18 protein-coding genes (1 of these 18 running past the window's edge) are annotated in these 15,012 nt (G+C 58.8%); 9 read left to right on the forward strand and 9 right to left on the reverse strand.

All coding sequences use genetic code 11. From position 1 onward, the window contains the following. A protein-coding gene (gene tyrS / locus AB4O40_RS14785; protein WP_223541855.1) for a tyrosine--tRNA ligase crosses the window boundary here: on the reverse strand, positions 1-31 show its beginning. 1,169 nt of this gene lie to the left of the window's left edge; only the first 31 of its 1,200 coding nucleotides appear in the window; its start codon is at positions 29-31; its stop codon lies off the left edge, out of view. Between the two features lie 211 nt (positions 32-242). Between tyrS and AB4O40_RS14790 the strand changes: the two genes are divergently transcribed. Together AB4O40_RS14790 and AB4O40_RS14795 are read left to right on the forward strand one after the other, a co-directional pair. After that, the gene (locus AB4O40_RS14790; protein WP_223541854.1) at positions 243-1,673 is read left to right on the forward strand and encodes a peptidoglycan DD-metalloendopeptidase family protein; all 1,431 of its coding nucleotides are present in this window, start codon (positions 243-245) and stop codon (positions 1,671-1,673) included. 3 nt (positions 1,674-1,676) lie between these two features. Continuing rightward, positions 1,677-2,768: an anhydro-N-acetylmuramic acid kinase gene (locus AB4O40_RS14795; RefSeq protein ID WP_056726668.1), complete on the forward strand. Its 1,092-nt coding sequence runs from the start codon at positions 1,677-1,679 to the stop codon at positions 2,766-2,768. A gap of 68 nt (positions 2,769-2,836) precedes the next feature. On the opposite strand, the gene erpA is transcribed toward AB4O40_RS14795, so the two are convergent. After that, positions 2,837-3,187 (reverse strand): iron-sulfur cluster insertion protein ErpA, encoded by a 351-nt coding sequence (gene erpA, locus AB4O40_RS14800; protein WP_007906865.1) that lies wholly within the window; start codon positions 3,185-3,187, stop codon positions 2,837-2,839. A 166-nt stretch (positions 3,188-3,353) separates the two neighbouring features. Continuing rightward, positions 3,354-4,388 carry an N-acetyl-gamma-glutamyl-phosphate reductase gene (argC, locus tag AB4O40_RS14805; RefSeq protein WP_007980174.1) on the reverse strand — a complete coding sequence of 345 codons (1,035 nt, stop codon included), beginning with the start codon at positions 4,386-4,388 and terminating at the stop codon, positions 3,354-3,356. Positions 4,389-4,683: 295 nt separating this feature from the next. Here argC and hemJ point away from each other — a divergent pair, with 295 nt between their 5' ends. The 6 genes from hemJ to coq7 all read left to right on the forward strand — a co-directional run bounded on the left by hemJ (position 4,684) and on the right by coq7 (position 9,239). Continuing rightward, positions 4,684-5,112, forward strand: a complete 429-nt coding sequence (gene hemJ / locus AB4O40_RS14810; protein ID WP_056726667.1) for a protoporphyrinogen oxidase HemJ — start codon at positions 4,684-4,686, stop codon at positions 5,110-5,112. 33 nt (positions 5,113-5,145) lie between these two features. Then, entirely contained in the window at positions 5,146-6,114 is a 969-nt protein-coding gene (locus tag AB4O40_RS14815) for an NAD(P)H-dependent flavin oxidoreductase (RefSeq protein ID WP_056726666.1), read from the forward strand. Positions 6,115-6,207: 93 nt separating this feature from the next. Continuing rightward, a complete protein-coding gene (locus tag AB4O40_RS14820) occupies positions 6,208-7,173 on the forward strand; it encodes a DUF805 domain-containing protein (RefSeq protein WP_414913377.1) in 966 nt (321 codons plus the stop codon). Positions 7,174-7,234: 61 nt separating this feature from the next. Continuing rightward, entirely contained in the window at positions 7,235-8,023 is a 789-nt protein-coding gene (locus AB4O40_RS14825) for an SDR family NAD(P)-dependent oxidoreductase (RefSeq protein WP_056726664.1), read from the forward strand. A gap of 80 nt (positions 8,024-8,103) precedes the next feature. After that, the gene (locus AB4O40_RS14830; RefSeq protein ID WP_056726663.1) at positions 8,104-8,442 is read left to right on the forward strand and encodes a histidine triad nucleotide-binding protein; all 339 of its coding nucleotides are present in this window, start codon (positions 8,104-8,106) and stop codon (positions 8,440-8,442) included. A 149-nt stretch (positions 8,443-8,591) separates the two neighbouring features. After that, positions 8,592-9,239, forward strand: coding sequence for a 2-polyprenyl-3-methyl-6-methoxy-1,4-benzoquinone monooxygenase (gene coq7, locus AB4O40_RS14835; RefSeq protein ID WP_056726662.1), 648 nt, complete (start codon positions 8,592-8,594; stop codon positions 9,237-9,239). A gap of 82 nt (positions 9,240-9,321) precedes the next feature. On the opposite strand, the gene speD is transcribed toward coq7, so the two are convergent. Beyond that, positions 9,322-10,113 carry an adenosylmethionine decarboxylase gene (gene speD, locus AB4O40_RS14840; protein ID WP_007986012.1) on the reverse strand — a complete coding sequence of 264 codons (792 nt, stop codon included), beginning with the start codon at positions 10,111-10,113 and terminating at the stop codon, positions 9,322-9,324. Between the two features lie 240 nt (positions 10,114-10,353). Further along, complete coding sequence (locus AB4O40_RS14845; protein ID WP_007994936.1) at positions 10,354-10,776, reverse strand: OsmC family protein; 423 nt, start codon at positions 10,774-10,776, stop codon at positions 10,354-10,356. A gap of 228 nt (positions 10,777-11,004) precedes the next feature. On the opposite strand from AB4O40_RS14845, the gene crp reads away from it, so the two are divergent. Continuing rightward, positions 11,005-11,649 (forward strand): cAMP-activated global transcriptional regulator CRP, encoded by a 645-nt coding sequence (gene crp / locus AB4O40_RS14850; protein WP_056726661.1) that lies wholly within the window; start codon positions 11,005-11,007, stop codon positions 11,647-11,649. A 10-nt stretch (positions 11,650-11,659) separates the two neighbouring features. On the opposite strand, the gene AB4O40_RS14855 is transcribed toward crp, so the two are convergent. From AB4O40_RS14855 to AB4O40_RS14870, 4 genes are all read right to left on the reverse strand, one after another. Further along, complete coding sequence (locus AB4O40_RS14855; RefSeq protein ID WP_056726660.1) at positions 11,660-12,361, reverse strand: lipoate--protein ligase family protein; 702 nt, start codon at positions 12,359-12,361, stop codon at positions 11,660-11,662. Positions 12,362-12,460: 99 nt separating this feature from the next. Further along, a complete protein-coding gene (gene trpC / locus AB4O40_RS14860) occupies positions 12,461-13,297 on the reverse strand; it encodes an indole-3-glycerol phosphate synthase TrpC (protein WP_460053964.1) in 837 nt (278 codons plus the stop codon). Further along, a complete protein-coding gene (gene trpD, locus AB4O40_RS14865; protein ID WP_056726658.1) occupies positions 13,294-14,343 on the reverse strand; it encodes an anthranilate phosphoribosyltransferase in 1,050 nt (349 codons plus the stop codon). The genes trpC and trpD overlap by 4 nt, the downstream gene beginning before the upstream one ends. 9 nt (positions 14,344-14,352) lie before the next feature. After that, positions 14,353-14,946: an aminodeoxychorismate/anthranilate synthase component II gene (locus AB4O40_RS14870; protein WP_007906885.1), complete on the reverse strand. Its 594-nt coding sequence runs from the start codon at positions 14,944-14,946 to the stop codon at positions 14,353-14,355. Positions 14,947-15,012 lie beyond the last annotated feature (66 nt).

The following is a 15,012-nucleotide window of genomic DNA, read 5'->3' on the forward strand; positions in this document are numbered from 1 at the left end:
TCAGCGCTAGCTGCTCTTCAACCGACTTCATAACAGACCCGCAAGGCTCAGATTCAAAGGGAACCAACCATACAAGATCGCGCGTCAAATACAAGGTTTGCCCGGCGCACGGAAGCCAATCCATAGACAGAACGTCTGCGGACTTGCTTCAGAGATGATTTGGTTATATTTTATACAGTTATTTCATCTTCATCATGTCATTCATCTTTTCCAATTCATCTTTTTCAAAGTCAAAACCACTTATGACCACAGAATCGTCTAAAGCGCCGCCGCTTTACCCGAAGACCCACTTGCTTGCCGCAAGTGGCATCGCTGCCCTTCTCAGTCTGGCGCTCCTGGTATTCCCTTCCAGCGATGTCGAAGCCAAAAAGACAACCCTGAGTCTTGAACTGGAAAGCCCTGCTGAACAACTGACACAAGATCAAGACGCTGCTGACGCCGTTCAAGCCACAAATGAACCAGCAACCTCCCCCTTCGCGCAGATCGACAACAGCGCCGAAGACACTCAGGAAACCGCTCAGGCCGAACCTGCACCTGCACCTGCACCAGTCGTCGAAGAAAAGAAGCCGGCAAGCCACAGGGAAGTGATCGTCACCAAGGGTGACACCCTCTCTACACTGTTCGAGAAGGTCGGCCTCCCGGCCACTTCAGTGCATGACGTGCTGGCCAGCGACAAGCAGGCCAAGCAGTTCAGCCAGCTCAAGCACGGGCAAAAACTCGAGTTCGAACTGAGCCCTGACGGCCAGTTGACCAACCTGCACAGCAAGCTCAACGACCTCGAAAGCATCAGCCTGACCAAGAACGACAAGGGCTACACCTTCAATCGCATTACCGCGAAACCGACCGTGCGCTCTGCCTATGTACACGGCGTGATCAACAGCTCGCTGTCGCAGTCCGCAGCCCGGGCCGGCCTGTCTCACAGCCTGACCATGGACATGGCCAGTGTGTTTGGCTACGACGTGGACTTCGCCCAGGATATTCGCCAGGGCGACGAGTTCGACGTGATCTACGAACAAAAAGTCGTCAACGGCAAGGCCGTCGGCACTGGCCCGATCCTGTCGGCGCGCTTCACCAACCGCGGCAAGACCTACACCGCCGTGCGCTACACCAACAAACAAGGCAACAGCAGCTACTACACCGCTGACGGTAACAGCATGCGCAAGGCGTTCATCCGCACACCGGTGGACTTCGCCCGCATCAGCTCGAAATTTTCCATGGGCCGCAAACACCCGATCCTGAACAAGATCCGCGCCCACAAAGGCGTTGACTACGCAGCACCGCGCGGTACCCCGATCAAAGCTGCCGGTGATGGCAAGGTCCTGCTGGCCGGCCGCCGTGGTGGCTACGGCAATACCGTGGTCCTCCAGCACGGCAACACCTACACCACGCTCTACGGCCACATGCAAGGCTTCGCCAAAGGCGTGAAGACTGGCGGCACGGTGAAACAGGGCCAGGTGATTGGCTATATCGGCACCACCGGTCTCTCCACCGGGCCACACCTGCACTACGAGTTCCAGGTCAACGGTGTACACGTCGATCCGCTGGGCCAGAAACTGCCAATGGCCGATCCGATTGCCAAGGCTGAACGCGCACGCTTCCTCGCCCAAAGCCAGCCACTGATGGCGCGCATGGAACAGGAAAAAGCCACTCTGCTGGCTTCGAGCAAGCGCTAGGCCATGGCGCTCTATATAGGTGTGATGTCCGGAACCAGCCTTGATGGCCTGGATATCGCACTGATCGAGCAAGCCCCGGCGATCAGACTGATCGCCTCCCACTACATCCCGATGCCCGACTCCCTGCGCGCCGAGCTGCTCGGTTTGTGCGCCAGCGGCCCGGACGAAATCGCTCGTTCCGCCATCGCCCAGCAGAACTGGGTGAAACTGGCAGCCCAAGGGATTCATGCCGTACTCGCCCAAGAGCAACTGAAGCCTGACGACATTCGTGCGATTGGCAGTCATGGCCAGACCATCCGCCATGAACCGGCACGCGGCTTCACTGTGCAGATCGGCAACCCGGCCCTGCTGACCGAGCTGACCGGTATCACCGTGGTCAGCGACTTTCGCAGCCGCGATGTCGCCGCCGGCGGACAAGGCGCACCACTGGTTCCCGCTTTTCACGAAGCCTTGTTTGAAGAGCAGGCCGGCAATCGCGCAGTGCTGAACGTTGGCGGCTTCAGCAACCTCAGCCTTATCGAGCCCGGCAAGCCGGTCGCCGGTTTCGACTGTGGCCCGGGCAATGTGCTGCTGGATGCCTGGATTCATCAACAACGCGGCGACCACTTTGACCGTGACGGCCAATGGGCTGCCAGCGGCAAGGTAGAACCGGTGCTATTGAATGCCCTGCTCAGCGATCCGTTCTTTGTGACCAAAGGCCCGAAGAGTACCGGCCGGGAAGTGTTCAACCTGCCATGGCTGACACGGCATCTGGCACAACTGCCAGCCTTCGCCACCGAAGATGTTCAGGCGACGCTGCTTGAGCTGACCGCGCTGACCATCATCGAATCACTGCAAAGCGCCCAGCAAGACACGCAAGAACTGCTGGTCTGCGGCGGAGGCGCTCACAACACCACTTTGATGACGCGCCTGGCCAGCCTGCTGCCAAACGCCAGCGTCAGCAGCACCGCCACTTACGGCGTGGACCCCGACTGGGTCGAAGCCATGGCCTTCGCATGGCTGGCTCATTGCTGTCTCGAAGGCATCGCAGCCAACCGTCCGAGCGTCACCGGTGCCCGCGGCTTGCGCGTACTGGGTGCCATCTATCCCGCATAAATCCTCCACACAGCAAAACGCCGCAAGGCCCTGAGGCCGTGCGGCGTTCTGTGAAACTGGTGCGCTGATCAGATCGAGAACGAAGAACCGCAGCCACAGGTGGTGGTCGCATTCGGGTTCTTGATGACGAAACGCGAACCTTCCAGACCTTCCTGGTAGTCCACCTCGGCACCTGCCAGGTACTGGAAACTCATCGGATCGACAACCAGACTCACACCTTCGCGCTCGACGATGGTGTCGTCATCGGCCACTTCTTCATCGAAGGTGAAGCCGTACTGAAAACCTGAACAACCGCCGCCCGTAACGAATACGCGCAGCTTCAAGCGATCATTCCCCTCTTCATCGACCAGGCTCTTCACCTTGTGCGCGGCACCGTGGGTGAATTGCAAAGCCGTGGGGGTGAAGGATTCGACGCTCATGCTGACTATCTCCCGGCGTTACGCCGTCATATTGCGTGATGACGCGCATTATCCGCTTCTCCTAGAAAAGCGGTCAACTATTGTTATGGTATATCAACCAATCCAATCGCCGGCCCGGAATGCAAAAAGGCCCGTCTGACGGGCCTTTTGCTGTACGCCATAAAGCTTATGGCAGCATGCCGGCGTGGGACAGGCCCAGACGCTCATCCAGCCCGAACAGAATGTTCATGTTCTGCACCGCCTGACCCGAAGCGCCTTTGACCAGGTTGTCGATCACCGACAGCACAACCACCAGATCGCCATCCTGCGGGCGATGCACCGCGATACGGCAGACGTTGGCACCCCGTACGCTACGAGTCTCCGGATGGCTGCCGGCCGGCATCACATCGACGAACGGTTCGTTGGCATAACGCTTTTCAAACAACGCCTGCAGGTCCACCGAGCGATCAACAACGGTTGCGTAGAGCGTGGAGTGAATGCCACGAATCATCGGGGTCAGGTGCGGAACGAAGGTCAGGCCGACGTCCTTGCCTGCTGCGCGACGCAGCCCCTGGCGAATCTCCGGCAGGTGGCGGTGACCCTTGACCGCATAAGCCTTCATGCTTTCCGACGTTTCGGAGTACAGCGAGCCTACGGAAGCACCACGACCGGCACCGCTGACGCCGGACTTGCAGTCAGCAATCAGATGCGCGGCATCGGCCAGGCCGGCTTCGAGCAATGGCAGGAAACCCAATTGCGTTGCAGTCGGGTAGCAGCCCGGCACGGCAATCAGGCGCGCCTTCTTGATCTGCTCGCGATTGACTTCCGGCAAGCCGTAGACCGCCTCGTCCAGCAACTCCGGTGCACCGTGCGGCTGGCCGTACCACTTGGCCCATTCATCCGCGTCTTGCAGACGGAAGTCGGCCGACAGGTCGATGACCTTGGTCCCGGCCGCCAGCAGTTCACCCGCCAAGGCATGGGCAACACCGTGCGGCGTGGCGAAGAACACCACATCGCAGGCACCCAGGGTCTTGATGTCCGGAACGCTGAACGCCAGGCCGTCGTAATGGCCTCGCAGGTTCGGGTACATGTCGGCCACGGCCAGGCCAGCCTCGGATCGGGAAGTGATGACAACCACCTCAGCTTGCGGATGTTGCGCCAACAGACGCAGCAGTTCGACACCGGTGTAACCCGTGCCGCCGACGATACCGACCTTGACCATAAACCTGCCCTCAACGAACCCACTGGAAAGCCGTCGATAATAGGGGCCGCGCGCCCCTGCGACAACCGTCAAGGTGACGTGCGGACGCTCACGAGTCCCGTCTCGGGCATACGTTCAAGTTTTGGCGAGTGGATTTTGTTGCCAGACAAGGCGCCGCGACGAGTCATAGCCCGCTATGGCGAGGAGCGGCAACGCAGTATGGCGACAAAAGACACCGTCAAAATTGAACAGTTATGTCCGAGACGGGACTCTTTCTCTACTATTCGGGTTACCGTGAATTGGGGAATAACTAAAAATGCTCTATCTGTGGCTCAAAGCGTTTCATATCGTCAGCGTCGTGTGCTGGTTTGCCGGCCTGTTCTACCTGCCACGGCTGTTCGTTTATCACGCACAAAGTGAAGACACGATCAGCAAGGAACGCTTCAGCATCATGGAGCGCAAGCTGTACCGGGGCATCATGGGCCCGGCGATGATCGCCACGCTGATTTTCGGCGGCTGGCTCATCTACCTCAACCCAGGCATCTTCAGCCAGGGTGGCTGGATACACGCCAAACTGACCCTGGTCGTATTGCTGATCGGCTACCACCACATGTGCGGCGCCCAGGTAAAACGTTTTGCCCGTGGCGAGAACACCCGCAGCCATGTCTTTTATCGCTGGTTCAATGAAGTGCCGGTTCTGATATTGCTGGCTATCGTAATTCTGGTCGTCGTTCGGCCGTTCTAAATCCACCAGGCACAACTTACCGGGGTACTTCCAATGTCGCTGCCCGCTCTGCTCGAAGAACGTTTGCGTCTGCCCGTGGTGGCGGCGCCGATGTTCCTGATTTCCAATCCGCAATTGGTACTCGCCTGCTGTCGCCAGGGCGTGGTCGGCAGCTTCCCGGCGCTGAACCAGCGCGAAAGCAGCGGTTTCAAAGCCTGGCTGGAAGAAATCGAAGCCGGGCTGGCGACAATGGAAAACCCCGCGCCTTATGCCGTGAACCTGATCGTCCATAACAGCAATCCTCGTTTACAGGCGGATCTTGAGATCTGCGTCGAACACAAAGTGCCGATCGTGATCACCAGTCTCGGTGCCGTGAAAGAACTGGTCGACGCGGTGCACAGCTACGGCGGCCTGGTGTTCCATGATGTGACAACTCGTCGTCATGCCGAGAAAGCGGCCGAAGCCGGCGTGGATGGCTTGATCGCCGTGGCTGCCGGCGCCGGTGGACACGCCGGGACCTGGAGCCCGTTCTCGCTGATTGCCGAAATCCGCCAGTTCTTCGACAAGACCTTGTTGCTGGCCGGTTGCTTGAACCACGGCCACGAAATTCTTGCCGCTCAATTGCTCGGCGCGGATTTGGCCTACTTTGGCACACGATTTATCGGCACGACCGAAAGTCACGCGCCTGACGCCTACAAAGAAATGCTGCTGACATCCAAAGCGGCAGACATCATCCATACTCCAGCCGTGTCAGGTGTACCCGCGAGTTTCATGCGCCAGAGCCTGGAGGCCGCCGGTTTTGACATGGCCGCCTTGCAAGGCAAGGGCGAGATCAACTTCGGTTCCAAGCTCAAACCCGTGAGCGATGAGGCCAAGGCCTGGAAGACCGTTTGGTCTGCAGGCCAGGGTGTGGGAGAAATCGAAGACTTGCCGAGTGTCGAGCAGTTGATTGCACGTCTCGACGCGGAGTACCGCCAGGCCCTGGAGCATGCCGCCCAGTTGCCAAAACGCTGGCCGCGCTGACAGCAAATCTTGGCCAGTCTTGCCCGGCTGGCCCTACATTCACCCGGGCACAAGCTTCTTCTTTCAACCTCTCGCGACAAGGATGCCTCGCACATGGGCGAAAATCGTTTCAAGATCGTATTCGAAGGCGCCTTGCTACCCGGTGTCGACATCACCACGGCAAAGCTCAATCTCGCCGACTTGTTCAAAAGCGATGTCACAGCCATCGAGCGCTTGTTCGCCGGGCGTCCGGTAGCGCTCAAACGCAACCTGTCGCAAGCCGACGCCCATACCTATCTCCAGGCGCTGAGCAAAACCGGTATCGACGCCCGCATCGAAGCCGAAACGCCGATCGAACTGAACCTCGCCGACGTGCATGAGCATGCTCCGGCCAACAGCCAGGAGCCATTGGCAGACCCGCAATCCCCTTACGCGCCGCCTCGCGCGCCCGTCGGCGAAGCCGTGGCGGAATTCGCTACGCTCAAGCCATTCAGTTTCGATGGCCGTATCGGCCGCTTGCGTTACCTCGCCTGGACGCTGGTGCTGTCAACTGTGCTCTTGGCCGTTTGCGGGGTGTTTGCCTTGGTCGCCCTGGCTCTCATCGGCGCGGATTCGACCGGCGGCCTGATATTGGGCAGCTTGCTGGCCTTGATCCTGTTCGTCGGCTTTATATTCGTCAGCATCCAGATCACTGTTCAACGCTTGCACGATGTCGGTTGGTCCGGCTGGTTGTGGCTGCTGAACCTGGTGCCGTTCGTTGGCAGTTTCTTTCCGTTCGTGATCATGGTTGTGCCGGGCAACGACACCGCGAACCGCTACGGCCCGCCGCCTCCGCCGAACAGTACTGCGGTCAAGGTATTGTCTTCGCTGTGGCTGGTGGTTATCGCGCTGGTTCTGTTCGGCTCGCTGGCCGGTGGTCTCACGGCGATACGGGAAGAATACAAAAGCGCCGCCCAGAGCAGCTACGAAAGCAGTTCGGTCACCACCGATGAAATCGAAGTCGAGGTCGAACCGGTGCCAAATTCCACCGACGATGCAGCCGAAGAGGCCCAGCCCCCTGTAGACTCTGCGAAAGAATGAACAGCGCTCCTGGCCCGTGACACCTGCGTCGCGGCGCGGAGCTGTTGCGATGGAGAACTGCATGACCCGTTACGCTCTGATCACTGGCGCCTCCAGCGGCATCGGCCTGGCAATGGCCGAAGCGCTGGCCCGGCGTGGCCGCAGCCTGATTCTGGTGGCCCGACAACGTGATCAGCTGGAAAGTATTGCGATTGAACTGACCCAGAGGTTCGGCGTGGAGGTGTTGTTCCGTGCCTGTGACCTGGGCGAACCGCTGCGCCTGTCCGGGTTCCTGCTGGAGCTGGAAGAAGGCGACCGGCAGATCGATCTGCTGGTCAATTGTGCCGGTATCGGTACATGCGGCCCGTTTCTGGCCCAGGACTGGATGACCGAGCAAGACCTGATCGAAGTGAACATCCTCGCCCTCACCCGCCTGTGCCATGCCATCGGCAACAGCATGGCCCTGCAAGGCGGCGGACAGATTCTGAATGTGGCCTCGGTGGCGGCGTTTCAGCCCGGGCCGTGGATGAGCACCTATTACGCCAGCAAGGCGTATGTGCTGCACTTTTCCGAAGGATTGCGCGTCGAGCTGAAAAAATGTGCGATCAAGGTTTCGGTGCTCTGCCCCGGGCCGACCCGAACGGCATTTTTCCGTACCGCGCAACTCGACAGCGAAAAACTGACCAACAGCAAACTGCTGATGAGCCCTGAGGAAGTGGCGCTCTACACCGTGCGCGCACTGGAAAAGAACAAGGCGATCATCATTCCCGGGCGGCGCAACCGCTGGTTCGCCTTCCTGCCGCGACTCGGCTCGCGGTGGCTGACTCGCACAATCGCCGGCATGATCAACAAGGCCTACTGCCCGCGCTGATCCAACCCAAGGTAAAAGGCTGGGCGCTGGCATACACCATGAGTACACTCAGGCCAGCCCAAACAACGGAGAAAACAGCTGTGGATACTCTGTTCACCAAGATCATCAACCGGGAAATCCCGGCGAAGATCATTTACGAGGACGACCAGGTACTGGCCTTCCACGACATTGCCCCACAGGCGCCAGTACATTTCCTGGTGATCCCGAAAAAACCGGTTCGCACCTTGAACGACCTGACCGAGGACGACAAGACATTGGCCGGGCACATACTGTTCACCGCCCAGCGCCTGGCACTGGAACTGGGCTGTGAAAAAGGTTTCCGCGTCGTCATGAACTGCAATGAAGAAGGCGGGCAAACCGTCTACCACATTCATATGCACGTGCTGGGTCAGCGCCAGATGCACTGGCCGCCGGGCTGATTGCGCCAAACCCTGTGGAAGCGGTGCATTGCCGCCTCCACACAAGGCATCACAACAATGTCACAGCACCTGCATCACAATGACCCAGCGCAAACCTTCCCCGGCCGATTGGGTTAAACTGGCCGCCGAAATTCCCCCCGGAGGTCAGCATGACTACCCAACGTCACTACTCGCCGATTGACCGCCTGCTGCTGCAAGCCGATGCCGCGATGCGCACCTTGCTGCCCTTCAGCGGCCAGCCGTACCGTCCGTCGCCTGCCATCGTGCAGCCGGATGCGAAAATGAGCGACGAAGATACGCGCCACGTTGCCGGCCTGATGCGCATCAACCATACCGGCGAAGTCTGCGCCCAGGCGCTGTACCAGGGGCAGGCGCTGACCGCCAGGCTGCCGCAAGTGCGCGCTGCGATGGAGCATGCCGCCGAAGAAGAAATCGACCACCTGGTCTGGTGCGAACAACGCATCCATCAACTGGGTAGCCACACCAGCATCCTCAATCCGCTGTTCTATGGCATGTCGTTCGGGATTGGCGCAGTGGCCGGCCTGATCAGCGACAAAGTCAGCCTCGGTTTCGTTGCGGCAACGGAAGACCAGGTGTGCAAACACCTGAACGAGCATCTGGAACAATTGCCGGCCGAGGACGAAAAATCCCGGGCAATTCTTCAGCAGATGCGCATCGATGAAGAACAGCACGCCGAAAGCGCGCTGGAGGCTGGCGGCTTCCGCTTTCCGGCACCGGTGAAGTTCGGGATGAGTCTGATGGCCAAGGTGATGACAAAGAGTACTTATCGGATCTGACTCCGTTTTTTTGTAGGAGCCAGCGCCAAAATAAAAAAAGGCGACTGCCGTGAGGGAGTCGCCTTTTTTGTGTTCGAAAATCTTACGCCATATTGCGCGCGTAGAAGATTTCGAGCATTTCGTGTTTCACCCGTTCGGTCACCTGGGCGCGTTGCTCAGAGGACAGGTTGCTGGTGGCGTCGCCGAACAAGTAGTTATCCAGTTCGAAGTTCTTCAGCAGCATCTTGGTGTGGAACAGGTTTTCCTGGTACACGTTCACGTCGGTCATCTGGTACGCGTCGTAAGTGTCGTCGGAGAGGTAGTTCTGGATCGAATTGATCTCGTGGTCGATGAAGTGCTTTTTGCCTTCAACGTCACGGGTGAAGCCGCGCACTCGGTAATCCACGGTCACAATGTCCGAATCGAACTGGTGAATCAGGAAGTTGAGCGCTTTAAGCGGTGAAATGACCCCGCAAGTCGACACGTCGATGTCCACACGGAAGGTTGCAATACCGCTGACCGGATGGATTTCCGGGTAGGTGTGCACCGTGATGTGGCTCTTGTCGAGGTGGGCCAGAATGATTTCGGGCAGCGGGCCCGGGGACTCTTCGATCTGACTGTCGGTCGGGGTTACCGGTTCCTCCGAGATCAGGATCGTGACGCTGGCGCCCTGCGGCTCATAGTCCTGACTGGCAATGTTCAGGATGTTGGCACCAATGATATCGACAACTTCCGTGAGGATCTGCGTCAGGCGTTTCGCGTTGTACTCTTTATTGATGTACTCGACGTAAGCCTGCTGGTCTTGCGGGGTTTCCGCGTAGCAGATGTCATAGATGTTGAAGCTCAAGGTCTTTGTCAGGTTATTGAACCCGTGGAGCTTGAGTTTGCTTTTCACCGTTAAAAACTCTCTATGTGTTTGCGGCCCGGCCGCGTGATCAAGCATGCCCGTCAGATGCGAACAACGCACCTGCGTAGGACGGTTAACACCTCTTCGCGATGGCGATTTTGGTTGTCTGTTTCGGGTTTGAGGCCTGTCGGCTGACGGGCCACTACCCTGAAAAAAGTGGCGCATTATGCAGACGTCAGCTTGTGTTCGCCAGAGTCTGCACTGCTTTTATGATAGTTGAATGTCGATTCAACCGAGCTCGATGATCTCGTAGTCGTGGGTAATTGCCACGCCAGCCGCGCCGAGCATGATCGAGGCCGAGCAATACTTCTCGGCAGACAGTTCGATGGCACGTTTGACCTGGGCTTCTTTCAGCCCGCGGCCCTTGACCACAAAGTGCATGTGGATCCTGGTGAACACCTTTGGATCTTCGGTCGCACGCTCGGCTTCGAGGAAGGCTTCACAGCTTTCCACTGCCTGGCGGGACTTCTTGAGGATGCTGACCACATCGAAATTGCTGCAACCGCCAACACCCAGCAGCAGCATTTCCATCGGCCGGACACCCAGGTTACGTCCGCCGGCATCGGGCGGACCGTCCATGACCACGACATGACCGCTACCGGATTCGCCGAGGAACATGGCTTCGCCAGCCCATTGGATGCGTGCCTTCATCGCCAAGACTCCACTGTATAAAAAAGGGTCGCCAGCTTAGCACAGGCCCCGTGATTGACAGCGCCCGGCGTCCTGGGACATATCCCACTGCCTTGTAGGTAAATGCTCGAATATTGCAGGAAGTGTCTGTTAAGCTGACGCCAATTCTATGGCGCACAGCCAGCCTTACTCCAGCGTTCACTATTTATAAAAACCAAACATACCGTGCAGTTTTTTCGGGATACAACCATGGTTGCTATTGCCCCCAACTCCAAGATCAAGAACCTCGACAAGCTGTTGATGCATTGCCAGCGCCGCCGTTATCAGGCCAAGAGCAACATCATTTGTGCCGGCGACCGCTCGGAAACGCTGTTCTTCATCATCAAAGGCTCAGTCACCATCCTGATCGAAGATGATGACGGCCGGGAAATGATCATTTCCTACCTGAACGCCGGGGACTTTTTCGGCGAGCTGGGTCTGTTTGAGCAAGCCGGCCTGGAGCAGGAGCGCAGCGCCTGGGTGCGGGCCAAGGTTGAATGCGATGTCGCGGAAATCAGCTACGCGAAATTCCGCGAATTGTCCCTGCAGGACCCGGACATTCTTTACGTCCTTAGCGGACAAATCGCACAGCGCCTGCGCAACACCACGCGCAAGGTCGGTGACCTGGCATTCTTTGATGTAACCGGTCGAGTCGCCCGCTGCCTGCTGGAGCTGTGCAAACAGCCAGACGCCATGACGCACCCCGATGGCATGCAAATCAAGGTAACCCGTCAGGAAATCGGTCGAATTGTCGGTTGTTCACGGGAGATGGTCGGTCGCGTGCTCAAGGATCTGGAGGAACGCAACCTGGTGGACGTCAAAGGCAAGACCATGGTGGTCTTCGGTACGCGATAAGCTCGAAAACCTAGCCGCTGAACATCTGCACGAGCATCAACCGGTAGAGTTCGTCGAGGCGTGCCAGTGCATTGGGTGCCGTGAACTTCTCATGCAGCGCGATGTGGCTTTCGGCGCGCACTCGTTGCTCCAGACCGCAAGCCTCGTTGAAACGATTGACCGCGGCGACCATAGACTCTCGCTCGTTATCGATCAGCATCGCTCCGTGCACCAGTCCTACCGGACGCTGCCCACCCAGGCTCTGACGCCAGCGCTGGGCGGTGCCAACCATCTTGCGACCATCGAGGTTGACGTTGAAGCGACCATCACAGAACGCCCCCTCGATTTCGCCAAGGGACGACGTGCCGCCCAACTCATCCAGCAGCTGACAAATGGGATCGCACAAACGGTGGTAACCGGTTTCGATGCGATTCAGATCCCCTTCGCTGCGCGGCGGTGCGTAAACCAGCGCGATGTTGATCGTTGAGGCCGATTGCGGCACCGGCTCGCCACCGGTTTCACGCAACAGTACTGGCCAACCGGCCACCGCCGACACTTCACATGCAGCCTCGAAACCCGACAAGCGGCTCAAACGGCGTGGCATAACCAGCGCCCGATCGCTCGGCTGCCAGAACAGCAGGCCGAACTCCGCGTCGCCGGAACAGACCGATGCCAGCAAGTCCTGTTCGGCTTGCAGGCCGGCTTCGATGGTGAGGGAGGTTGGCAGCGACATGGAAGGCTCCGACAGACCAGAGGTCTTCAGGGGATTTGCGGGCCTCTTCGCGGGCAAGCCCGCTCCCACAGTGGAAGCGGATTGCCTGTGAAGATGTATTCAGTCGAGGGTCGAGCCGCTGACGGGAATACCGCGCTCAGGGAAGAACAGACGCTGCAACTCGGTACCCGGGCTTTCGGCGCGCATGAACGCCTCGCCGACCAGGAATGCGTAGACGTCGCTGATTTCCATCAGTTCGACATCGGCGCGATTGAGAATGCCACTCTCGGTGATGACCAGACGATCTCGCGGAATACGCGGCAACAGGTCGAGGGTGGTTTCCAGGCTGACATCGAAGGTGTGCAGGTTGCGGTTGTTCACGCCAACCAGCGGAGTATCGAGGGTTTTCAACGCTCGCTCCAGCTCATCGCCGTCATGGACTTCCACCAGCACATCGAGGTTGACGCTTTTGGCCACGGCTGCCAGTTCGGCCATTTTCACGTCATCCAGCGCGGAGACGATCAACAGCACGCAGTCGGCACCCAAGGCACGGGCTTCGACGATCTGGTATGGATCGATCATGAAGTCCTTGCGGATCACCGGCAGCTGGCACGCCGCGCGGGCCTGCTGCAGGTACGCATCCGCGCCCTGGAAGTAGTCGATGTCGGTGAGTACCGACAGGCAGGTCGCGCCGCCCTTCTCATAGCTTCTGGCGATGTCGGCGGGAACGAAGTTCTCGCGGATCACGCCCTTGCTCGGCGAGGCTTTCTTGATTTCGGCAATGACTGCCGGCTGCTTCAGCTTGGCCTGAGCCAGCAAGGCCCCGGCAAAGCCACGGGGCGCATCGGCCGCCTTGGCCAGGCTTTCCAGCTCGCAGAGGCTGACGCGAGCGCTACGCTCGGCGACTTCCTCGACCTTGCGCGCCAGAATCTTTTCCAGAACCGTCGGTACACTCATCCCTCATTCTCCACTCTGAATACCGCGGTAAACGCACCCAGCTCCTCGAGCTTTTCCCGAGCGAGGCCGGTGTGCAGCGCATCGTGCGCAAGTGCAACTCCCTCTTTCAAACTGCTGGCATGATCGGCGGCGTACAGCGCGGCACCGGCATTGAGCATGATCATCTCGGCCGCTTTCTGACCGTTCTCGGTCTTGCGCTTGCCCAGGGCATCGCGAATCAGCTCAAGTGAAGCCGCCGGGCTTTCCACCGCCAGGCCATGCAGACTCTGGCTCTTCATGCCCAGGTCTTCCGGCTCGACCCAATACTCGGTGATCTGGTCGTTTTTCAGCTCTGCCACGAAGGTCGGTGCTGCCAGGCTGAACTCGTCCAGGCCATCCTTCGAATGCACCACCAGCACATGCTTGCTGCCCAGACGCTGCAACACTTCCGCCAGCGGCCGGCACAAGGCCTGGGTGAATACGCCTACTACCTGATGCTTCACGCCGGCCGGATTCGTAAGCGGGCCGAGCATGTTGAACAAGGTCCGCAGACCCAGTTCGCGGCGCGGGCTTGCAGCGTATTTCATCGCAGAGTGATGGGTCTGGGCAAACATGAAACCAATACCAACGTTGTCAATGCAGCGCGCCACTTGCACGGGTGTCAGGTTCAGGTAGATACCGGCCGCCTCCAGCAGATCGGCACTGCCGCTCTTGCCCGAGACTGCACGGTTGCCGTGCTTGGCCACGGTGCAGCCAGCAGCGGAAACCACGAACGCAGCAGCGGTCGACACGTTGAAGATATTGGCGCCGTCGCCGCCGGTGCCCACTACATCGACCACACCGTCGAGGGTCTTGAGTTCGACCTTGTCCGCCAGTTCACGCATCACCGACACGGCACCGACGATTTCGTCGATGCTTTCGCTCTTCATGCGCATGGCCATCATGAACGCGCCAATCTGTGCGTCCGAGCATTGCCCGGTCATGATTTCGCGCATCACATCGCGCATTTCATCGGTGCTGAGGTCAAGGTGATCGACGATACGGCTCAGGGCTGTCTTGATGTTCATGAAAAGTCCTTAGCGCGTGCCGCCGGTTTGTTTGAGGAAGTTGGCGAACAGTTCATGGCCCTGTTCGGTGAGGATCGACTCAGGGTGGAACTGCACGCCTTCGATGTTCAGAGTCTTGTGACGCAGGCCCATGATCTCGTCGACCGAGCCGTCTTCGAGCTGAGTCCAGGCGGTCAGCTCCAGGCAATCTGGCAGGGTTTCGCGCTTGACGATCAAAGAATGATAGCGGGTCACCGTCAGCGGACGATTCAGGCCTTCGAATACACCCTTGTCCTCGTGAAATACCGGGCTAGTCTTACCGTGCATCACTTGACGGGCGCGCACCACATCACCGCCAAAGGCCTGGCCGATGGATTGGTGGCCGAGGCAGACGCCAAGAATCGGCAGTTTGCCGGCGAAATGCTTGATCGCTTCAATCGAAATTCCGGCCTCGGTCGGGGTGCAAGGACCGGGGGACACAACGATGCGCTCAGGGTTGAGGGCTTCGATTTCAGCGATGGTCAGTTCATCGTTGCGCACGACCTTGACCTGGGAGCCGAGCTCGCCCAGGTACTGCACAACGTTGTAGGTAAAGGAGTCGTAGTTATCGATCATCAGCAACATGGCGTATAGAACCTCTTGAACTCACTGACTTTAAAGATGGCCTTCGAATGTTTTACCCGCAGGGCG

Source organism: Pseudomonas sp. S2_F07 (assembly GCF_054668325.1).